Source organism: Streptomyces sp. NPDC052042, assembly GCF_044548345.1.
Classification (GTDB): Bacteria; Actinomycetota; Actinomycetes; order Streptomycetales; family Streptomycetaceae; genus Streptomyces.
Genome location: NZ_JBIUBU010000001.1, coordinates 979592 through 1000848, shown reverse-complemented (window position 1 = coordinate 1000848; position 21257 = coordinate 979592). Strand labels below are relative to the sequence as shown.

Here is a 21257-nt window from a genome sequence, read left to right as displayed (position 1 = left end):
GTGGCGGTGCCGGTGTCGGTCCTGTTCCCCGTGTGGGGGGCGGTGCCGGTGTCGGGCCCGGCCCTGCCCCCGGTGCCGTGTCCGTGGTCGTCATCGTCAGCTCTTCTCCGTCGTGGCCGTCGCCGGTCCGGCGGCGAGCCGCGCCGCCCGCCGCTCACCCGGCAGATGTCCCTTCTCCGTGAACCGCTCCCGGGCCTCCCGCGCCGCCGTCACCGCGCCGTCCGGATCGTCCAGCAGCGCCAGCGTCCGCGCCCGGTCCAGCGACGCGGTGGCCCGTACCAGGGGCGAATCGGTCAGCAGGGCGTCCCGTACGGCGCGTCCCGCCCGGCGCAGGGCCGCCTCCCGGTCCCCGGCCTCCGCCGCAAGGCGGGCGCGCAGCCCCGTGAGGTCCACCCGGTCCGCGTGCGGCAGCGCCCGGGGCGCTCCGATCTCCTCAAGCCATGGACCGGCGGCGTCCGGCCGGCCGTCGTCGAGCAGCAGCCGGGCCGCCTCCAGGGCGATGGCCGGGCGCATGGACCGGGCCCCGGCGCGCACCGCGGCGCGGTCCGCCCGGACGAGCAGGCCCAGGGCCGGTTCGGTGCGCCCCAGCAGCGCCTCGACCGTCGCCCGGAACACCGGAAGGAAGACCTTCGCCTCCGCGTAGCCCAGGTCCTCGGCCAGTTGCTCCGCCTCGGCCAGGCACTCCGCGGCCCGGTCCGCCCGGCCGTGCAGCGCGTGGAGCACGGCCAGCGGGCAGTTGAGCGTGGTCCGTACGGCGGGACGGCCCGGCCCGTGCACGGCGAGCAGGTCCCGGCAGCGTGCCACCGCGACCGGTACCGGCTCCGGGCCTCGCCACAGCGAGATCCCGATGGCGCCGAGTGCCGCCGCCCGTTCCGGTTCCGCCCCGGCACGCATGGCATGGTCCAGGGCCAGGGTCAGGTCCCGGTCGGCCTCCTCGTGCCGCCCGGCCCGCTGCAACTGCTGGGCCAGCCGCAGCCGGGCCCGTGCCTGCCCCACGGAGTCCCCGGCGGCCTCGAACAGCGGCAGCACCGCGCGGGCGGCCGAGGACACGCTCACCGCGGCCGGGTCCAGCACGGCCAGCGCGAGCCGGGCGTGCGCTGCCTCCACCGGCGCCGTCCTGGCGGCCAGGACCTGCCGCAACAGGCGTTCCCCCTCCTCCGGGCGCCCGAGCGCCAGCCGTACCTCGCCGAGCCGTCGCAGCGCCGGCGTCGCGGCGGGATCACCCGGTGGATGCAGATCCACGGCGCGTTCCAGCAGTCCCTGAGCCCAGTGCAGATCGGAACGGGACAGTGCCTGCGCACCCGCCGACGCGAGCGTGGAGGCGGCCCGGGCCCGCAGGGCGTCGGCTCGTCCGTCGACCAGACCGAGCTCGGTGCGGTACCGGTACGCCCGCTCCAGGTGCCCGCCGACCGCCGCCTCGCCCGCCGCCGTCACACTGGGCAGTTCGGCCGCCCAGGCATGCCGTTCCGCCTTGGCCCGCTTGGACAACGAGGCGTACGCGACCTCCTGGACGAGGCCGCTGCTGAACCGATGGCGTCCCGCGTCCGGGGCGCCGCCCGGCACGGTCTCCACGAGGCGGCGCCGCCGCAGCCGGGCCAGCGCATGGCTCACCTGGACCCGGTCGTCCTCGTCCGGTACCGACAACCCGGGCCGGTCGGACAGGGACGACGACTGCGGGGTACGGGGGACGGAGGAGGCGGGGGAGGCTCGGAAGGCGGGTTCGAGGCGCTCGTACGGGTCGGACAGGCCGTAACGGTCCACGGTCTCGGCCTCGCGCGCGGCCCGGGTCAACCGGACGAGTTCCGGCGCGGTGAAGTCCCGGCCGACGACGGCGGCCAGATCGAGGGTGGCGCGTTCGGCGCGTTCCAGTGCGCCGATCCGGGCGCCGAGCAGCGCCTGCAGGGTCGGCGGAAGCACCGGTTCGCCGCTGGTGTGGCGGGCCGACGGCCGGTTCGACTGGTCCGGCCCGGCCGGGACCAGGAGCTGCTCCAGATACAGCGGATTGCCCTCCGCGCGGTCGTACAGGCCGCGTTCGTGCGTGCCGTGTTCGTGCGTGCCGTGTTCGTGTAAGCCCTGGTCGTGGAGGTCCTGGTCGTCGAGGTCGTGAGGGGCGTGGGGGGCCTGGAGATTGTGGGGGCCGTAGGGACCGCGGAGGGTGTGGTCGTACGGGCCTTCCCCGTCGACTCCACCAACCGGCGCTGGCGTTGGGACTGTTCCGGTCTTCCCGGCTGTGCCGGGCGATCCGGCTTTCCCGGCCGTACCGGGCGTATCGAACCCGCTGACCGCACCGGGCTCATCGGTCCCCCCAACCGCATCAGGCGTACCGGTCAGCGCGCGGATCAGGAGGGCCGCCTCGGCACGGGACAGGCCGGCCAGCGCCAGGACCTGCGCCGGGTGGGCAGGGGGATCGGTGGCGGGCGGCGGACCGTCCGGGCGGCCTGGGCACACCATGAGCACGCCCGCCCGGCCGAGTGGTCCGGCCAGCCGTTCGACGGTCCGCACCAGAAGCGGCTCGGCCCAGTGCCAGTCGTCGACGACCAGCACCACCGGGAGCCTGCCCGCGGCCCTGCCCAGCACTGTGATCAGCGCCGCGCACATGTCCTCGAACGGGGCGTTGGGCGTGCCGTCGTGCAGCAGACCGCCCCGCAGCACCGCCCGCGCGTCCGCCACCGCCGCCCCCGCCCGCCCGGCCGCCGCGTCGAGGGCTTCCCGGGCGTCGGGGGAGCCCAGTACCTCGCGTACCGCGTCGGCCAACGGGGTCAGGGTGCCGTGGTCGCCGTAGCTGCGGCAGCGCCCGGTACCGATGACCGGCCGGCCCGGTCCGGTGAGCCCGGCCAGCCATTCGCGTGCCAGCCTGGTCTTGCCGATCCCGGCGTCGCCCACCAGGCGGACCAGCCCCGGACCACTCCCACGGGCCGTCCGGTCCAGGGCCTCGTCCAGTACCGCCCGTTCCTCGGCCCGGCCGATGAACGGCACGTCGAAGCGGCGCAGCAGTTCGGGGTCGTCGGCGCCGAGCGCGATCAGCCGGTACGCGGTCACCCGGTCGCTCTTGCCTTTGAGACGCAGCGGGCCGACCTCCTCGACGACCACGGTCGGCCCGGCGGCCTCCAGCGTCTGCGGGCCGATGAGGATCTCGTCGGTGGCGGCGTTCTGTTCCAGCCGGGCGGCCACGTTCACGGTCTCGCCCGAGATCAGCGACTGCCGGGCGCTGGCGTCGGAACCCGCCACGACCGTACCGGTGTTGACGCCGATCCGGATGCTGAGCCGGATGCCCAGCGTGGCCTCCAGCTCGGTGTTGAGATCGGCCAGCGCCTCGCGCATCCCGAGCGCTGCGGCCAGCGCCCGCCGGGCGTCGTCCTCGCGCATCACGGGCACTCCGAACACGGCCATCACGGCATCGCCGATGAACTTCTCCGGGGTGCCGCCGTGCGCCTCGATCCGTTCGCTCATGACGGCGAAGTAGCGCAGGGTCACGGTGCGCAGCGTCTCCGGATCGAGTTGTCCGGACAGGGCCGTCGAGCCCACCAGGTCGCAGAAGACCGCGGTGACCAGCTTGCGCTCGTCCTCCGGAGGCGCGGTCGCGGGGGGCGCCGCGCACGGGGTGCCGCAGGCCGGGCAGAACCGTGCGTCGGCGGGCAGTTCGTGCCGGCACGAAGTGCAGTTCATCGGCGCTACCTCTCTGCTCGTCCCTGCTCGTTTCCGCTTCTGTCCGCTCGGGTTCTCTTGCTTTCCGTCGCGCTTGGTTGCCCTGCTGAGCTCCGCTGAGCTCTGCTGTGTTCGCTTGTGTTCGCTTGTGTCGGCCCGATGAGGTGGCGCTCTCGGTTCTGCTCGTCGCACCCACCGGAACCGGTGGCCGGGCTCCGACGGCCGGCGCCGAGGGTGGCACCAGCCGCCGGGGGCGGCGCCCGTGCCGGGAGCCGGCGGCTGCGCCGCGAGAAGCGCTGGAATGGAGCGCCGCACGACAGGGCGGAGCGCCGGGCACCCGGACGAGGCTCTGGTGACGTCCCGTACCGGTGCCGGTCACGGCACTAGCCGTGACCGGCACTAGAACAGAGCGCCGCCCGCGATCTCGCCGTGCGCCTGGACCTCGGGTCCGACGGCGTCCAACCGGGACTTGATGTCGAGCAGCACGGTCAGTTCCTCCGGTGCGAGATCGTTCAGTACCTGGCGTTGTTCATCGGTGAGCAGATCGACCGCGAACCCGGCGCCGTACAGCGCGGCGAGCCGGTCCGGTGGTTCGGTCATGACGGGCCTCCCATCGAGACGGACCGTTCGGCTCCCCGCGCCGGACGATCCGGTACGGTGCGCCCGAGCCGGACGAACAACTGGGTGAGCGCGTCGGTGGTGTGCAGGGCGCTGACGGCGATGGCCGTCTCCTGCCCTCGTGACAGCGGCAGCCGGTCGAGCAGTGCGTGCAGCTCGGCGGAGTGGCCGTCGTCGAGGTGCGCGTGTTCGTGCACGGTACGGAAGGCCGGTGCGGGAAGTCCGGTCAGCCGGGCCAGCCGGGGTGCGAGACCGGCGGCCGGGGCGTGGCCCTCCAGGACGGCGATGTACCCGAGCAGCGCAATCGGGTGGTGGTGCTCGATCCAGTAGTACTGGGCGCCCGCCAGCGAGGCGACGAGAGGGTCGGGCATCCGGTCCACCGCGTCCCGGGGGTCGGCGCCCGCCGCTGCGAGATCCTCCAGCAGCCAGGCGTCGTGCTCGGCCTCTTCCCGGATGTGGCCGTCGAGATAGGGGACGAGGGAGGCGCTCAGCGGATCGCCGTACCGCCCCAGCAGCGCGGCCCGTTCGGCCGCACGCTCCATCAGCGGCACGGAGGCGCGGATCACCGCGTGCATCGTGCACAGGTAGGCCCGGTAGCGGGGCAGCAGTCCCTCGGTCCGCCAGAGCCCGGCCAGGGCCGTCCGCAACGCCGGTTCGGTGAAGGACAGTTTGACGCGCAGCCGTTCGGAGACCGGCAGCCGCTCAGCGGCCGGTGGCTGCCCGTACGTCGGTGGCCGCCCGGACTCCGCCAGCTGCTCGGCCCTCGGCGGTTGCTCGGGGTGCGGCGGTCGCTCGGGGGTCGGCTGCCCGCGTCCGCCGCGTGCCCTCGGCACACGCGCGGCGGACGGAGCGGCGCGTTCGGTGGCGCTCATGTCCGGGGTCCTTCCGCCACCGGGTACGGGGCTCGCTCGCCGCCGTCCGTGGTCGCCACGAGTCCGGCGTACGCGGCGCAGCCGTGGCGCCGTACCAGCGCCACCGGGCCCTGGTCGTACTGCCGCCGGGCCGCGGTCAGGTCGAGCAGCGCGCCCGCCGCACCCGAGGCCAGCGCACCGGCCGCCGCGACCACCTCCGGCCGGTCGCCCAGCGCCCGGCAGTCTCCGCAGTAGGAACCGGCCGGGGCTTCGGGCGACCACCGCCGCCGCAGATGGGCCGGGCCCACCGCGCGGACCAGCCGCAGCAGTGGAGAGTCGAGGGTCCGCGCCCGTACGGCGGCCCAGTCGTCCTCCGCCACATGACCGAGCCGCAGATGGGGCGGGGCGGGGCGGCGGTCCACGGTGTCCTGGTTGCAGCAGGCCAGGACCGTCCCGTCGAAGGCGACCACCGGCCAGGCGGCCATCGCGCACGGCAGCGCGCCTCCGCCGTCCGGCACGGATCGGGCGGGACGGACGTCAGCGGAGACGGGGAAGGCTGGAGAGTCGGGAGACGCGGGGGACGTGGGAGACGTGGGAGTGGTGCCTAGGGCGCGGGCGGGACGGGCCCAGGCCGCCGCTCGACCGAACGGGCGCACCTCGTTGACCAGGGACGGCACCGTGCCGCCGAACGTCCGGTCGATGTCCGCCGTCACCTCCGCGAGGTAGGCGTCGTCCTCCCCGGTCCCGGTGAGATGGAAACTGACCGCGACGCCCAGTTCGCGGATCTCGCGCACCGCCCGGAACACCGCGGCCCGGGGTACCTCCCGTTCGTGCGGCAGGTCGAGGCTGGCGGAGAAGTGGTCGAGCGTCCGGACCGCCCGCCGTATCGGGACCGGGAGCCCGCCCGAGCGGGCGAAGAACATCCCGCTGAGCAGAGCGGTCCGGGTGCCGACGGCGCGCGCCGAACGGGCGAGTGAGGCCACCAGGCCCGGCCGGAGCAGTGGTTCCCCGCCGGTCAGCATCATCACCTCGGGACGGTCGGCCGCGGTGAACGATGAGACGAACCGTTCCAGCGCCGTTCCTTCCGGTTCCTCCCGGACCTCCGGTGCGGAGCCGGTGGAACAGTGGGTGCAGCGCAGCGGGCAGCGTCGAGTGAGGGTGACCAGCACTCCACCGGCCGGGACCGGCCGCAGTCCGATGAGTTCGGCGAGTTCCATCCGGCCGTCTCCTTCGGGCGTAGGCGTAGGCGTAGGGCTTGGGCGTGGGACGTAGGCGTGACGTGGGCGCAGGGGCGTCGCGGGAGGTGCGGGGAGGTGCGGGTGCTGCGAGGCAGTGCGGGGAGTACGGGGAGTGCGTGAGTACGGGGACGCGGCACGCGGACGCCGTGCGCGTATTCAGCGTCCGGCCGGACGGTTCGGTACCGGTTCGAGGCCGGCCCGAAACCGGTTGGGAACCGGTATGCCCGCAGGCAGGACGGTATATGACGACGCGTCACCCAACCCGGGATTCCGTCTTCGTGCCTGCTCCGGCCTTCACCAACCCCCGGTGAACAGCCGCGATACCGCCCCCATACCGGCGCCGAGCCGTTTGCCAGGCCCGGCTTCCTAACTTTCTGGTCAGCGGCAGGCACCCGCCGGCCGCACCGGAAGGACCGGGTCACACCCGGACCGGCCGGAGTTGACCGCGATAGATGAGTGGACGGAGACCACCATGTCCGAGAACACCAAGCCCGTCGCCGACGAGACCCCCGAGGTCGAGGCTCACAGCTCCGTGCTGGACCTCCAGGAGACCGCCGTCAACCACGAGCGCGAGCTCGACGGCAACTGCATCAGCGTGCTGAGCGTCGTCGAGTCGCAGAAGTAAGCGCGGCAGCAAGAGCTGACGGCCGGACCGCGGCGCCAACGGGCGGGGAACGTTCCCCCCGGTGGCGCCCCGGTCGGCAGATATGGGGCGGCTCCGGATCACGGAGACCGCCCCGCCTCGTTTTCCCGTCACCGCCTCGCTTCCGCCGTCGAGTTCCCTCCGGCCGGAACCACCGGGGCGTTTCGCACCACGCCGATCGCATCGGCGCCCGCCGCCCGCTTCTTCCCCCGACCCGGCCGACGACCCGTCGGTCGCCCCTGTCCCCGAACACCGACCGGGAGCCGCCATGGCCGCCTCGCTCCGAACCAACCGGGACTTCCGACTGCTGTGGATGAGCGGCCTGTTCGCCGTCCTTGGCACCCAGATGACCGCGCTGGCCCTGCCGCTCCTCGTGCTGCGCGAGACCGGATCGGCCGTACAGGCCGGTGCGATCGGCACGGTGTCCGTGGCCGCGGTCCTGATCACCATGCTCCCCGGCGGGGTGATGGCCGACCGGATGGAGCGCCGCAGGCTGATGCGCCTGTGCGACCTGGGCAGCTTCTGCGTGGTCAGCGCCCTGGTCGTGGCTGTGTGGACCGGACACGTCCCCATGATCCTGGTGCTGCTGGTCGCGGGGGCGGGGGCGGTCGTCGGCAGCCTCTACGGGCCCGCCGCCTTCGGCCTGATGCGGAGTGTCGTACCCGCCGAGGACATGGGGACCGCGACCGCCCGGCTCCAGGCCCGTACCGCCACCGCGCGACTGGTGGGACCGCTCGTCGGGGGCGCCCTGTTCGGGGTGCACCCCGTCCTGCCGTTTCTCGCCGAAGCCGTCGGACTGCTGCTGTCCACGCTCTGCGTGGCCCTGGTGCGCACCCGCTCCCAGCCCAGGAAGAAGGCCGGATCCGCCTTCAGCCGGGCCGAGTTGACCGCAGGGCTCTCCTTCCTGTGGCGGCTTCCCTATCTGCGGACCGTGCTCCTCGTCTTCGGCCTCGGCATGAACTTCTCCTTCGGCGCCCTGACGTTCACCGCGCTGACCGTCTTCTCGGACGGCGGACGGTCCGGGCTCGGCGGCGGCACCGTCGTCACCCTCACCTCGGTCGGCGCCCTCTGCGGGGCGCTCCTCGCCCCCCGGCTGCGCCCCGAACGCCATACCTGGGCGCTGATCGTCGCCACCTGCTGGTTCTGCGTGGCGACCGCCCTCGCGCTGGCATGGATACGGATTCCCCTGCTCGCCGGGCTGCTCTGCGCCGCCTGCATGTGCCTGTCCACGGTCGCCAGTATCGGCTTCCTCTCCACCTTGTTGGTCGTCACTCCCGACGACCGGGTGGGCAGGGTGCAGAGCGCCGCCAGCTTCCTCTCCTCACTGGTCCAGCCCTTCGGGCCGCTGGCCGGCGGTGCGCTCCTCACCGCCCTCGGAACCCGGGGGGCCTTCGGGACGGTCGCCGCCGTGCTCGCCGTGTCCGCCTCCGTCGTCACGCTCGCCCCGTCCGCCCGGTCCGCACAGCCCGATTCGGCGCAGCCCGCACCGCTCGCACCGGCCGAGGAAGAGCCCCCTGGCGCACCGTCCGGAGCCGCCCCCACTGCGGCCGACACCGTCGGAACCGACCCCATCGGAACCGAAGCCGCCGAAGCCGACGCCGCCGGAGCCGGCCGCCCCCGCCCCTGACCACCAGCCCGAGGAGGTGCGCCGTGCCCGGCGTCCAGGAGACCCAGCTGTACTGCCTCGCCGACCGCCGCTACTACGAGACCCCGGCCCGGCTGCCCGACGAGGACAGCCGCTACCCGCTCGACCGCGCCGAACCGCCCGAGGGCTGGCGGCGCGCTCCCAGCGGTCTGTGGACGGCCCTGGTCCCCGAGGGCGCCGAACTGCCCGAACAGGGCTGGAAGATCCATGTCTCCACGGTCCCCGAGGAGGCCGGGCGCACCCTCGCCGACACCGCCCGGATCTGCCGGGAGCAGGGCGTACCGTTCAAGTTCCTGCGCAGTGGGAAAGCCCTGCGGCTGATGTCGGACAAGTACATGAACCGGTCCGGCGCCGGGAAGTTCCTCACTCTCTATCCCGATGGTGAAGCCGCGTTCCTCCAGCTTCTCGACGCCCTGGTCGAGGCGCTGGACGGGCGCAGCGGACCGTACATCCTCAGCGATCTGCGGATCGGGAACTCCCCCGTCCACGTCCGCTACGGCGCGTTCACCGAACGCTGGTGCCGGGACGCCGACGGGAACCGGGTGCCGGCGCTGCGCCACCCGTCCGGCGAGCTCGTCCCCGACGCCCGGGGCGTGGTCTTCCGGATGCCCGAGTGGGTGACCGTCCCAGAAGTCCTGCGCCCCCACCTCGCCGCCCGCGCCGCCGCCCGTGACGACGGCTTCCCGTACCAGGTCACCAAGGCGCTCCAGTTCTCCAACGCGGGCGGTATCTACCTGGCCGAGCACCGTGCCACCGGGCAGCAGGTGGTGCTGCGCGAGGCCCGGCCGCACTGCGGTCTCGACGCTGCTGGGGACGACGCCGTCACCCGGCTGCACCGCGAGTACCGGGCTCTGGACCGGCTCGCCGGACTCGACTGCGTGCCGAAGGTGCACGGCGTTCGCACGGTCTGGGAGCACCACTTCCTGATCGAGGAGCACATCGAGGGCACCACCCTCTTCGACGAGATCGTCGCCCGCTACGCGCTGGTGCGCGGCGAACGCACCCCCGCCGAACTCGACGCCTACGCGCGCTGGGCGCAGTCCGTCGCGGACGGTATCGGCCGCGCACTCGACGGGATCCACTCCCGGGGTCTGCGGTTCGGGGACGTGCACCCCGGCAATGTCATTCTGCGCCCCGACGGCAGCGTGGTCCTGGTCGATTTCGAGTACGCAACCGAACTCGACGACCGGGAGACGCCGTTGGCGGGTGCCCCCGGCCTCCAGGCCCCGCACGGCACGGGGGGAGCCGAGGCGGACGGCTACGCGCTCTGGGCGATCTGGCTGCACATGCTGATGCCGCTGATGGAGATGGCCGACCACGACCGGGGCAAGGCGCTCACCATCGAGCGCTGGGCCCGTGCCCGGTACGGGCTGGGCCCCGACGCCGGCCCGCCTCGCCCGGCCGCCCTTGGCCACGGTTTCCCCGCGGACAGCGGCGAGCCGGTGGTGGACGCGCTGCTGCGGCGCGGTCCGGCGCCCGACTGGCCCGGCATCCGCGCGGGGCTGCTCGCGGGTATCCGCGCCGTGACCACCCCGGACCGCACCGACCGGCTCCACCCCGGAGACCTGTCGGGCTTCGCCAGCGGTGGCGCCTGCGTCGCGCACGGTGCCGCCGGGGTGCTGTACGCGCTGCACCGGGTTGGTGACCCGGTACCGGCCGAGCACGTCGACTGGCTGGCGCGGGCGGCCCGGCGGCGCGACCCGGACGCCCCCGGAGGGCTGTACGACGGGCTGCCCGGCATCGCCCTGGTGCTGGCCCGGCTCGGCCGGCCCGAGGAAGGCCGTGAACTCCTGGACCGGGCCCTGCGGGCCCCGGCCCCCGCCTGCGCCGACCTGCGCACCGGTACGGCGGGCACGGCCCTGGCGGCTCTGCGGTTCGCCGCGTCGGCCTCCGGCCGATCGACGGGCTCCGGTGTTTCGACCGGCCGTGAGGGGGCGGCCGGGCGTGAGGGGTCGGCCGGGCGTGAGGGGTCGGCCGGGCGTGAGGGGTCGGCCGGGCGTGAGGGCTCCACAGGGCGCGACGGTTCGATCGGGTACGAGGGTTCGATGGACCTCGACGGTTCGACGGGCCCGGGCGGTTCGGCTCGTACGGCCGGCTCGGACGGCTCGGACGGCTCGAACGGCTCGAACGGCTCGGGCCGCTTCGAGGCGCCCGACGGCGAGCTCCTCGACCGGGCCATGCGGACCGCCTGGGAACTCGACACGCTGGTGCGCGGCGAAGCCGTCGCAGGCCCGCCCGCCCCGCATTCGGCCGGGCTGCTGCGCGGGCTCTCCGGAGCCGCGCTGCTCCAGCTCGAACTGTATGAGCTCACCGGCGAGGAATGGCTGCTGCGCGCCGCTCGCGCGGCTCTCGCCCGGGAGGCCGGGCACTGCGTGATCATGCCCGGCGGCAGCGTGCAGGTGAAGGACGGGCGGCGCCATCTGCTCTACCTGGACCAGGGCAGCGGGGGCGTGGCCCTTGTCGCCCAGCGCTATCTGGCACACCGCGAGGACCCGGAGCTCGCCGCGCTGCTCCCCGGCGTCGAGCAGGGGTGCGTGCTGGAGTTCGTACGCGAACCGGGTCTGCTCACCGGCCGCAGCGGACTGGTGGCCACCGCTCACCAGCTCTCCGTCCATCGGCCGCCCGCTCGACAACCATCGCCCGTGCACCGTCCGGGGGCGGACGAGCCGTGCCACGGAGCCGTCGGCGTCGAGGCGTGGCGACCCGAACTGCTGGACTCCGTAAGGAACTTCTCCTGGCATCTGATCGCCGAGCAGGACCGGCTGCTGGTGCCGGGGGCGGGGCTGCGCCGCTTCTCCGCCGATTTCGCGACCGGGGCGGCGGGGGTGCTGCTCGCCCTGCACACGGTGTTCGCCGCACCTGACGAACGGCCCGAGCTGCTGGATGTGCTGACACTGGGGTGACGGAACGGAGGACGCGGGCCGCCCCGATGTACCCGGGGCGGCCCGCGCGTTCATCCCACCGGAAGCGCCGTAGCGGAGACCGGGGCCGCCGGATCGGCGAGTGCGGCGATTTCCACCACCCCTGCCGGTACCGGGACCTCGATCGGCACGGGGACCTCGTCCGACAGGGGGGTCTTGGCCGACAAGGGGACCTCGGCCGACCGAGGGAATTCGGCCGACAGGGGGAGTTCGCCGGGCATCGGGGTGCCGGCCGACCGCTCGCGGGCATACAGCGCGGTCAGGCGCGGCAGCTCGTACAGCACCGCGTGTGCGGTGACCTCGCCGCTGGGACAGGTCACCACGCCGGCGTCGATCAGCGACTCCACCGTCCGCAGCGCCCGGCGCTCGTCGCAGCCGAACGCCGCCGTCGCTTCCGGCAGCGTGAACGGTCCCTCGCGGACCGTTCGGGCCAGCCGGGCCAGCGCCGGGCGGCCCCCGGGTGACAGGTCCTGCCAGCCGGAGGCCAGCCGGGCCCGCACGGACACGTCACCGGCCACCAGTTCATCCAGGGCCCCGTCCGGGTCGGCCAGCCGCTCCGCGTACTCCGCGAGCGGCAGATGGCGCATCACCGCCAGCCGCATCCCGCTCACCCGCACCGCCAGCGGCAGGTATCCGCAGGACTCGGCTATCCGCAGCGCCGCGGTCCGGTCCAGGCCCACCCGCCCCGGCCCGATCAGCCGGCCGAGCAGTTCCAGTGCCTCGGCCGGGGCCAACGGGGGCAGCGCGATCCGGTGCACCGGGGCCAGCCCGGCCAGTTGGCCCCGCGCGGTCAGCACGAACGAGCCGCGTCCGGTGTCCGGCAGCAGTTCACGAACCGCCCTCTCGTCCGGTACGTCGTCGAGCACGACCAGCGAGCGGTGCCCGGCCGCCCAGTGCCGCCACTGCTCCGAGTCCGGCACCGGATCCGCCGAGCGGGCGGCACCGGTCCGCCGCAACAGCTCCCCGGCCAGCTCCGAGGACGGGCGTACCGCTCCCAGTTCGTCGCGGACCCGGACGTGGATCAGGCCGTCCGGAAACCGTTCCACCAGCAGACGCGCCGCCTGGACCGCGAGGGCTGTTTTCCCCGTTCCGGCGGCTCCGGTGACCACGACCACCCGGCCGTCCTCGCCGCTCAGGGCGTCCAGCAGGTCACGCAGTTGGTCGCCCCGTCCGGTGAAGTCGGAGGGGACGGCGGGCAGTACGGTCCGCGGTGCCGGTGCCGGTGCCGGTGCCGGTGCCGGTGCCGGTGTGGGTGTCGAAGTCGGAGCTTGTGCCTCCGTCCGTGTCTGCGTCTGCGTCTGCGTCGGTGTCCGTGCCGGTATCGGTCCGCGAGTCGCGGCCGGGCCCGACGCCGAGGTCCGGCGGGCCGGTCCGGCCGATGCTCCACGGCGTTCCTCGCCGTCTCGACCGGTGAGTACCGCACGATGCCGGGCGGCGATGGCCGCACCCGGCTCCAGCCCCAACTCCCTTGCCAGCAACTGGCGGTAGTCGTCGTACACGGCAAGGGCCTCGGCCCGGCGCCCCGTCCGGTGCAGCGCGTCCATCCACGCGGTACGGATCCGCTCACGCAGCGGATGCCGCTCGGCGAGGTCCCGGAGCCCATCCACCACCGCGGAAGCCCGTCCCAGTTGTATCTCCGTCTCGGCCCAGTCCTCGTGGACGGTCAGATGCCGGGCCTCCAGGCGCTCCGCTTCGGCGGCGACCTCGGGGGAATCACGCAGCCCGTGCAGCGGCGGTCCCTGCCACAGATCCAGTGCCTGGCGCAGCAGACCGGCGGCGGCCCGTGGGTCACCGTCGTCGGCCGCCCGCCGCCCCGCCGCCGCCAGCGACCGGAAGCGCAGGGTGTCCAGTTCGCCCTCGCCGACCCGCAACAGATAGCCGCCGCAGGAGTGCACCAGCCGCTCCCGCTCGCCGCCGTCCGGCCCGCCGGAACATCGCGCGCCCAGTAGCGAGCGGGCCGAACTCACGTACACCTGAAGGTTTTTGCGCGCCGTGCGGGGCGGTGCGTCCGGCCACACCGCGTCCGTGAGGACATCCACCGGCACCGGGGTGTTGGGCCGGCTGAGCAGCATGGCCAGGACGAGCCGCTGTTTGCGGGGGCCGAGCGGCAGCGGTCGTCCGTCCACGCTCGCGGAGAGCGGGCCGAGGAGCGAGAGGCTGAGCGTGCCGGGCGGCGATGTGCGGGTGGGGGGTGGGGTCATGGACGGGCCTCCGAAGTACCGGGGGGTCAAACGGCGGTCTGCCGGGTCGCACCCTTGGATGGTCCGCCCGGTGTGGCCTCCCCCACATCGGTGGCGTTCCCGCATGTTCCGAACCGGAGCCCGACCAAACCCGCCCCGTGCCCCCATGTTGAGTCCCCAAAGCCCGTACGCACCTCCCACCCGGCCCCCATACGGGTGTCCCGCTCCTCACGCCTGCCAGCGCGCGCCATGGCCGTCCCACGCAGATAAGGGCGCACCCCGGCTCGTGTCCCCAGGTGCTCCACTTGCTGTGCGCTGCACGATGCCCGATGCGCGGCGTACCCGCGTGTCGCCGTACACCCGACGGCGCTCGTGCCACCAGGTACCCGACGGCGCTCACACCACCACCTGCGCACGCGACCACGCAGCGAACGATGCGCGCCACCACGCACCCACGACGCCACGTACCCACGACGCGCGCCGCCACGCAGCGGAACGGACGACGCGTGCGCCGCCACGCGCCCGACGGCGTTCATGCGCCCGACGGCGTTCATGCGCCCGACGGCGTTCATGCGCCGTTCCCGCCGCCGCGCATCAGTCGTGCTCCGCCGCGCACTCGGCGGAGAAGTCGCAGAGCGCCGCCCGGTCCGAGCGGCCGGTCTTGTTCAGCAGGCTCGCCATGTGCTTCTCCACCGTGCGCGGCGATATCGACAGGCGCCGGGCGATCTGCTGGTTTCCCGGCCGTTCCGCCAGCAGCACGAAGACCTCGTACTCGCGCGGCGTCACCCCGCTCGTCCGCAGCGGCGCCGGTATGCGGTCCCAGCCGCCCCGGTGCTGTCCGACACTGGCCCCCGCACGCCGCAGTCCGGCCCGGCAGGCGGCGGCGACCGGCTGGATCCCCGCCCCGTAGAAGTACTCCTCCGCCGCCCGCAGCCAGCCCACCGGCTCGCCCCACTTCTCGGCGAGTGCCGCACCGGCGACCAGCCGAAGCCCCAGATGGCGGGCGAGCGGGAACACGGCGGCGTCCGCGACGGCCGACCGGACCATTCCCGCGGCCCGTTCCGAATCGCCCTCCCTGCCCCACAGGACGGCGTCGGTCAGCCGCAGGAAGAGCCGGTTCCAGGCCAGATCGGCGCCGGGGCTCTCCAGGACGGCGGCGAGCTCCGCGCGCCCGTCCAGCCGCTCGATGGTCCGAAGCAGAGGACGCAGACCGTAGCGACCGCTCAGATAGAAGAAACTGGGGTGCTCGCTCTCCCAGGCCAGCGAGGTGTCCAGATCGGCCAGTGCCCGGCCGGGGTCCTCCTCCAGCAGTGCGGCGAAGGCTCGGCACAGCCCCAGTTGTAGAGGGACGAGCAGTGACTCCTCGCCGCCCGCACGGCGGAACCGGACCAGGGCCCGGTCCAGGTCCCGTCTTCGGCCCCGGTGCGCCGCGAGCGTCGCCGAAGCCAGCAACAGATAGCGATGCGCCCCCAGGTTGCGGGTCCGGGCGCTGGCCGCCACCGAGCGTTCGATGATCTCCTGTGCCCCGTCCCACTCGCCGCGCAGCACCGCGTTCATGGCGAGCAGCCCGTCCACCGTTTGCGTCGGCACCAGCGCACCCAGCGACTCCGCCGCGGTACGGGCCGTCTCCAGCCGGGCCGGGTCACCGGTCCGCATGAACGTGTTGGCCCCGAGCCGAACCAGCGCCTCCACCCGCCACACCGGCAGTGCGTGCTGTTCGGCCACCGACAGCATCCGCTCCAGACAGGAATCGGCCTCGTCGAAGCCGCGCTCGCGGGACAACAACGCCAGCAACTGCCATGCCTGGCAGGCGACCACGGGAAGGTCCCGCTCCTCCGCGACGGCGGCGGCCCGCCGCGCCATGTCCCGGACGGCCTGCCGAGCCGCCTCCCCGCCCGCTCCGTCCCGCTCGGGTCCGGCCTGACGGGGCAGCAGCGCCAGATGGCCCTCGACCACGTCGAGCGCCGCCTCCTTCTCGGGACGGGGCGCCGCGCCCAGCACACCGCGCGCGGCCCGGATCTGGCCGGCCGCCTCCTCCGCGTGCTCGGTTATCACGGCCGCCCACGCGATCCGGACATGCGTCTCGCCGCGCTGTTCGGCGGCCTCGGAACGGGCGGGCACCGGAGGCAGCTCCGCGGCCAGCGCCAGGGCCGTGTCGAGGCCGCCCGCCTCGGCGTGGGCGACCGCCAGCGACTCCGTGATGGCGCGCACATCGGCCGCGTGGGCCAGCGAGCGGGCCCGCTCCAGCAGGATGACGGCGGACCCCGATGCGCCCGCGGCGAGCATCCGCCGCCCGACGGCGGCGAACTGCCGGGCCGCGCCATGCCTGTCACCGCCGGCCATTTTTAAGGTGGCCATCAACTGGAGCTGCTCATCGCTGAGTTCATGTTCCACCGCTTCCAGCGCATGTGCCGCGCGCCGGGCCATCGCGGCCCGTTCGGCCGGGGCCAGCGAGGCCACCAGTGCCTCGGAGGTCAGCGCGTGCCGGAAGGTGTAGCGGTCGGGGTCGGCCCCGTCCGGGGCGATGATGCTCACCTCGACGGCGGAACGCAGATGGCTGAAGAGCGTGCGGTCGTCCAGCCCGGTGATGGTCTGGAGCACGGTGACGGAGAACTGGCTGCCCAAGGTGGCCGCGCACAGCAGCAGATCGCGAACCGGGGCGTCGAACCGGTCCAGCCGCCGCGACCAGCTGCGCACCACCCCGGTCGGCACCGCCCCGTCCGGACCTCCGTACGCCTGCCACCGGTCCCCCGCGTGCCGCAGCTGCCCGGAGTCGAGCAGATCGGCCAGCAGCACCTCGACCAGGTACGGATTGCCGCCGGCCCGTCCGGCCAGCCGCTCGTGCGTGGTCTGCGGCACCCCTTCCGGGGTGGTCTCCAGGCACGAGGCGGCCATCTCCCGCACCTCGGCCTCGTCGAGCGGCTTCAGCTCGTGGACGGTGGCGACCTGCCGCTGCTCCGCGGAACGCACCAGATCGAGGGCGACGCCGGGCTCCGGCCGCAGCGTGCCCAGCAGCAGCACCGGCAGCGCCGCAACGTTGTCGATGACGTACTCCACCACCGCGACCGTCTCGGTGTCGGAGTCGTGCAGATCTTCCAGCAGGATCACGCAACCGTGCTGCTTGCCGAGCACCGACAGCAGCCGCAGCAGCGCCTCGGCCAGTTCGACCACCGTTTCCGGATAGCCGGGCGCCGAGCCCTGGCGCCACTCGGGTACCAGCCGGGCCAGTGCCGGACGGTACGGGTCGAGCTCCGGATCGGTGGGCGGCCCGGCCGCCCGGAACCGCGAGGACAACGCCTCGATCAGCGGCCGGAACGGCACGACGAGCCCGGTCGACGTGGCCCTGCCGCGCAGCACCGGCATGTCCCGCGCGTACGCCCGGTAGGCGCACTCACCTACCAGCCGGGATTTGCCGATCCCCGCGTCCCCGACGAAAAAAACCGCACGCCCCGAACGGCACGACGCGTCGTCCAGGGCGTTGCTGAGCAGGGCGGTCTCTGCGACTCTCCCGACAATCACCGACGAAGTGGCACGCATGGACGCAGGCTACTTGAGCCGGAACCGTCCGGGGAGTACGTAAAAAGCTTGATCTGCTGGCAGGTTGATATCCAATCAGAAAGGAGCGGTCATCGTGGTGTACGGCACATCGTGCGTGTAGCCGGTCTCGCCCTCCGCGACTCTGAGCAGCCTGCTGCGCAGCCCGAGGCCACCGTGTGCGCCGAGCGTGATCCGTCCGGCGGGGTGTTCGGTGGCGGCGTCGTCGAGGAGTTCGGTGGTGTGGGCGGCCGAGATGTCGTTGATCTGCATGGTTCCTGCCTCTTCTCGTAAGTGGTTCCGAGGTGATTCCCGAGCGGTCCCGGGCAGTGCCCGGAGTGGGTGTCTCCGGAACTGTGCCCCGGAGCGGTGTCCCGGAACTGTGTCCCGGAGCGGTGTCCTGGAACCGTGCTCCGGTGCGGTGTGCCGGAGTGGTTCCGAATCGGTTTCCGTCAGGTGCGTGGAGCGTCGGTCCGCGGGCCGGGGGGAGCCGGGCCCGCGGACCTGTCGGGGGACAGGTGCCCGCTGCCTACCGACGTAGGGATGCGCGGGCCGTGCGCGTGGTCGAGTACGGCGGCGGGTGCGGTGACCGGGTGCGCCGCGACGGGTGTGCCGCGTGCCCATCCGGTGCCGGCACTCACCCGGGGGAGGCCGGCGCCGGGGCTCCGGCGAGCAGCAGCAGCGACGGAACCCGGTCGGGGAAGCCGGCCCTCAACAGCCCGTGCCCGATCCCCGCGAGGCCGGTCAGCAGCCCCGGATGCGGCACCTGGCCGGGCGTTCCGCTGCGCGGCCCGGCCCGGTCGGCCGCCGCCAGCAGAGCCCCCGCCCGTTCCACCCAGCGGCCGCGGACGCTCGCCGTCGTTCCCAGACGCAGGAGTTCGAGCACCCCCGACTCGCCGTGGCACAGGCTGTCGTCGAGCGGGGGGTCCGACCGTGCGATGTCCGCCACTGCCTCGCCCGCCCAGGCCGCCAGTCGCTGGTCGGCCCGAGCCGCGGGGCTGTCCAGCACGGCCAGGGCGACGCCCGTCCGTCCCCGGCACCAGGAGGCGCCGGAGTCCACGCTGCCGGTCGCGGACCGCAGCGCCGCCAGCCCCGAGGCGCGGTACGGTTCACCGCCGCCCGCCTCCGCGAACCGCAGCAGCGCCCAGCCGACCCCGGCGGCCCCGTCGGCGAACCCGGCGCTGTCCGGCAACGGCGCCTCGCGCAGCAGCCCGGCGCAGTGTTCGGCGCCGCGCCACACATCGGCCCGGCCGGTGGTTTGATAGCCGGCGAGCAGGCTGACCAGCCCGCCGGCCGTACCGCCGCGCACCCCGTACTCGTTCTCCGAGACGGCCGCGGCGCGCGTCAACCGCAGTGCGGGGACGACCAGTTCACGCAGACGCGGATCGTCCAGCGTCTCCGCGACCTGTCCCAGGGCGTAGGCGATGCCGCCGAGCCCGGCGAACGCGCCCGAGCCCACCGGGCCGAGGTCGTCCGGGCGGCTGTGCAGCGCGTCCAGCAACCCGGCGAGGGGCGCCAGCGCGTCCCGGGCCGCCGCGGCGTATCGGTCCGCGCCGGTGAGCGCGGCGAGTTGGGCGAGGAAATGTGCCGCACCGGTGTAGCCGCCCGCCAGGTCGGCGGCCATCGGCCCCAGCCGCCAGTAGCGTTCGCCGAGCAGTTCCAGCCCTATCCAGTTCAACCGGGTGGGCCCGGAGTACGCCTGGGACACCAGCTCGTCGCCGACCGAGCGGGCCGCCGCGAGCAGATGCTCCGGTTCGGGGGCGGTCGCCGCCGTAGGGACCCTGCGCGGCCCGGAGCCGGAGCCGTGGGCGGGCTCGTGCGAGGTGGTCACCATCGCGGCCCGGATGATCCGCTCCTGGTCCTGCCGGTCCACCGTGTCCATGGCCGCCAGCTTCGCCCGGACCCGGGACAGCCCCGTCCGGGGGAGGGGGTCGGGCAGCGGGCGGCCCGTTCCGCTCCACAGGCCGGTGTCCTCCGGCCGGGCGGTGAACAGCGGCACGTCCCCCGACCACAACTGGGCGAGTTCCTCGTCCAGCAGACCCGGAAGCGCGGCGGGGGAGAGGACGTCGGTGCCCAACAGGGCCAGCACCTCGTGTCGTTCGCTCGCCTCCTTCATCAGGTCCGGATGCGTGGACTCGTCGAGGAGCGTGGTGTAGACCCAGGTCGGCCGGGCCACCACCCGCACCTCGTCGTGTGCGAACTCATCCAACGGACCGCCCGGGTAGAGGAGTTCGTTCCGGGCCCGGCTGATCGCGGTGTATCCGGCGCGGAAACCGGCGCACAGCGCCCGGGTGAAGGCGAACGGGTCGGCCGGACTTCCGGTCGTCCGGGGCCGGTTGGCCGAGTCGCCGAAGCGGCCGGGCCGGCGTACCAGCCGCATCCGGTCCGTCCCCGCGTCGGCCCAGTCGGCGGTGGCGACGGGGGAGGCGGCGGCCTGCCCGCCGCCGATGCCGGACATGTCGAGGGCCGTCTCGTCCCCGACGAGCAGTTGCGGCAGCAGCCCCACCCGATGCACCGAGTCGTGCAGGGCGCGGGCCGCCGGATCGTCCGACTCCGCGGCGGGCAGCGGCGGATGGAACAGCGTCTCGACGTCGACGAGCACCGGGTGCTCCCCGTCGGCGATCAGGTTCTCGTAGTGCAGATCGGTCCCGTCCAGCACGTGCAGCAGGGCCAGCAGTGCGCCCTGGCGCCGGTAGAAGGACTCGACCTGGCGGGCGGAGCGGCAGGGCCGTTCCGCGGCGAACTCCACCCAGCCGTAGTCCCCCTGGTCCAGCACGGTGAGCGAACGGAGCGCCGGGGTGCCGGGCAGGGCGTTGAACCAGCGGATGAGTTCGTTGAAGTGGCGGTGGGCGGCGAGCGGCCGGGGTTTGTAGACGAGCCGGGAGCCGTCCTCGAACCGGAGCAGCATCACGGTCCGCCCGCCCCGGTGGCCGTCCCCGGCACCCGGTTCGACCCCCACCAGCCGTCCGTGCGGCCCGCCGTCCGTCCGCCCGTCCGCCCCGCGGGTTCCCGTGTCCGCCGCCCTGCCGGGGAGCGCCGGCCGGTCGGCGGCGAACCGGGTCAGCATCTCGGCGAGCGCCGAGGCGGCGTCGAGCGCGGCCCGCGCCAGGATCCGGGCGAGTACGGGGTACGCGGTGAACAGCTTGGCCAGCCCGGTCCGGGAACCGGACTGCCGCACGAAGTCGGCGAACCGGTCCTCGGGGCTCTGCCCGGCCAGCCGTCCGTCCTTCCGCGCCAGGTGCAGTTCCAGCACCAGGGTGCGCGCGGCGAGCCGGGCGAGCCGCCTGGCCAGATGCCTTTCGAAGTCCCGCCGTACTAAGGAGAGGTCGGCATAGGGGTACGGCTTCTGGGGAAGTGCCGTTCGCAGGCGTTCGGAGGCGCGGGCCGTGAGCGGGGCGAGGACGCGCTCGAAGCCGCGCAGCCCGGGAAAGCCGTTGCCGTCACCGGCCTGCGCCTTCTCCGGAGCGGCGGACACCGCGTCCCGGACGAACACCGCCCAGTCCGGCGCGTGGTCGGGAAGCGGTTCACCGCTGGTGAGCGCGGGGCGCCACCACGCTCCGTCCAGCAGGGCGGCCTCGTGCGCTCCCGGCCGGGCCGCGGCGGAGGGACCGGTCGTCGTGTCGGCCGCCGCCGCCGACGGACGTGTCGCGGAGGAGACGCACAGCCGTGCGCCGCCCATCGGTTCGTCACTCGTCATCGCACCTCCTCGGTCCGGCGCCGGCACCACCGGTCCGCCACGTCCATACTCCCGACGCGAAGCCCGGCGGACATGGGTGCAGCGCCCCCATCTTTCTGCCCCGGCGCGTATCCGGGGGGTGCGGATCTACGGGTGCGTACCGCCTCCGGGCTCACCCGCTCGGGCTCACCGAGCCCGGTGACCTGTGGTCCGTCGCTCCTGGTCACCCCGTGGTCCACCGCGTCCGGTGGCCCTGTGGTCCACCCCTTCCCGGTCCCCGCCGACCCACCGTTCCCGGCCCGCCGA

General features: G+C 74.0%; 11 protein-coding genes. 3 read left to right on the top strand and 8 right to left on the bottom strand.

Features of this window, described 5'->3' with window-relative positions; all coding sequences use genetic code 11:
* Positions 1 to 96: 96 nt before the first annotated feature.
* From ACIHCL_RS04200 to ACIHCL_RS04185, 4 genes are all read right to left on the bottom strand, one after another.
* Positions 97 to 3666, bottom strand: coding sequence for an adenylate/guanylate cyclase domain-containing protein (locus ACIHCL_RS04200; protein WP_399856713.1), 3570 nt, complete (start codon positions 3664 to 3666; stop codon positions 97 to 99).
* 378 nt (positions 3667 to 4044) lie between these two features.
* A complete protein-coding gene (locus ACIHCL_RS04195) occupies positions 4045 to 4245 on the bottom strand; it encodes an aroma-sacti cluster domain-containing protein (protein ID WP_399856712.1) in 201 nt (66 codons plus the stop codon).
* Positions 4242 to 5135, bottom strand: a complete 894-nt coding sequence (locus ACIHCL_RS04190) for an iron-containing redox enzyme family protein (protein WP_399856710.1) — start codon at positions 5133 to 5135, stop codon at positions 4242 to 4244. The genes ACIHCL_RS04195 and ACIHCL_RS04190 overlap by 4 nt, the downstream gene beginning before the upstream one ends.
* Positions 5132 to 6331 (bottom strand): radical SAM protein, encoded by a 1200-nt coding sequence (locus ACIHCL_RS04185; RefSeq protein WP_399856708.1) that lies wholly within the window; start codon positions 6329 to 6331, stop codon positions 5132 to 5134. The genes ACIHCL_RS04190 and ACIHCL_RS04185 overlap by 4 nt, the downstream gene beginning before the upstream one ends.
* Positions 6332 to 6824: 493 nt before the next feature.
* On the opposite strand from ACIHCL_RS04185, the gene ACIHCL_RS04180 reads away from it, so the two are divergent.
* The 3 genes from ACIHCL_RS04180 (at position 6825) to lanKC (ending at position 11543) form a co-directional block, all read left to right on the top strand.
* On the top strand, positions 6825 to 6977 hold the full coding sequence (locus tag ACIHCL_RS04180; RefSeq protein ID WP_399856706.1) for a hypothetical protein: 153 nt from the start codon (positions 6825 to 6827) through the stop codon (positions 6975 to 6977).
* A 286-nt stretch (positions 6978 to 7263) separates the two neighbouring features.
* Complete coding sequence (locus ACIHCL_RS04175; RefSeq protein WP_399856704.1) at positions 7264 to 8622, top strand: MFS transporter; 1359 nt, start codon at positions 7264 to 7266, stop codon at positions 8620 to 8622.
* Between the two features lie 23 nt (positions 8623 to 8645).
* A complete protein-coding gene (lanKC, locus tag ACIHCL_RS04170; RefSeq protein ID WP_399856702.1) occupies positions 8646 to 11543 on the top strand; it encodes a class III lanthionine synthetase LanKC in 2898 nt (965 codons plus the stop codon).
* Positions 11544 to 11593: 50 nt separating this feature from the next.
* Here lanKC and ACIHCL_RS04165 read toward each other — a convergent pair whose 3' ends face one another.
* From ACIHCL_RS04165 to ACIHCL_RS04150, 4 genes are all read right to left on the bottom strand, one after another.
* Positions 11594 to 13762 (bottom strand): BTAD domain-containing putative transcriptional regulator, encoded by a 2169-nt coding sequence (locus ACIHCL_RS04165; protein ID WP_399856700.1) that lies wholly within the window; start codon positions 13760 to 13762, stop codon positions 11594 to 11596.
* A 573-nt stretch (positions 13763 to 14335) separates the two neighbouring features.
* On the bottom strand, positions 14336 to 17278 hold the full coding sequence (locus tag ACIHCL_RS04160; RefSeq protein WP_399856699.1) for an AAA family ATPase: 2943 nt from the start codon (positions 17276 to 17278) through the stop codon (positions 14336 to 14338).
* 75 nt (positions 17279 to 17353) lie between these two features.
* Positions 17354 to 17548, bottom strand: coding sequence for a hypothetical protein (locus ACIHCL_RS04155; protein ID WP_399856697.1), 195 nt, complete (start codon positions 17546 to 17548; stop codon positions 17354 to 17356).
* Positions 17549 to 17912: 364 nt separating this feature from the next.
* On the bottom strand, positions 17913 to 20972 hold the full coding sequence (locus ACIHCL_RS04150; protein ID WP_399856696.1) for a type 2 lanthipeptide synthetase LanM family protein: 3060 nt from the start codon (positions 20970 to 20972) through the stop codon (positions 17913 to 17915).
* Positions 20973 to 21257: the final 285 nt, after the last annotated feature.

Bases quoted from the DNA above. Each gene is read 5' to 3' on its own strand.
- ACIHCL_RS04200 (WP_399856713.1), bottom strand. From the start codon at position 3,666: ATGAACTGCACTTCGTGCCGGCACGAACTGCCCGCCGACGCACGGTTC.
- ACIHCL_RS04165 (WP_399856700.1), bottom strand. From the start codon at position 13,762: ATGACCCCACCCCCCACCCGCACATCGCCGCCCGGCACGCTCAGCCTC.
- ACIHCL_RS04195 (WP_399856712.1), bottom strand. From the start codon at position 4,245: ATGACCGAACCACCGGACCGGCTCGCCGCGCTGTACGGCGCCGGGTTC.
- ACIHCL_RS04175 (WP_399856704.1), top strand. From the start codon at position 7,264: ATGGCCGCCTCGCTCCGAACCAACCGGGACTTCCGACTGCTGTGGATG.
- ACIHCL_RS04155 (WP_399856697.1), bottom strand. From the start codon at position 17,548: ATGCAGATCAACGACATCTCGGCCGCCCACACCACCGAACTCCTCGAC.
- ACIHCL_RS04150 (WP_399856696.1), bottom strand. From the start codon at position 20,972: ATGACGAGTGACGAACCGATGGGCGGCGCACGGCTGTGCGTCTCCTCC.
- ACIHCL_RS04180 (WP_399856706.1), top strand. From the start codon at position 6,825: ATGTCCGAGAACACCAAGCCCGTCGCCGACGAGACCCCCGAGGTCGAG.
- ACIHCL_RS04160 (WP_399856699.1), bottom strand. From the start codon at position 17,278: ATGCGTGCCACTTCGTCGGTGATTGTCGGGAGAGTCGCAGAGACCGCC.
- ACIHCL_RS04185 (WP_399856708.1), bottom strand. From the start codon at position 6,331: ATGGAACTCGCCGAACTCATCGGACTGCGGCCGGTCCCGGCCGGTGGA.
- ACIHCL_RS04190 (WP_399856710.1), bottom strand. From the start codon at position 5,135: ATGAGCGCCACCGAACGCGCCGCTCCGTCCGCCGCGCGTGTGCCGAGG.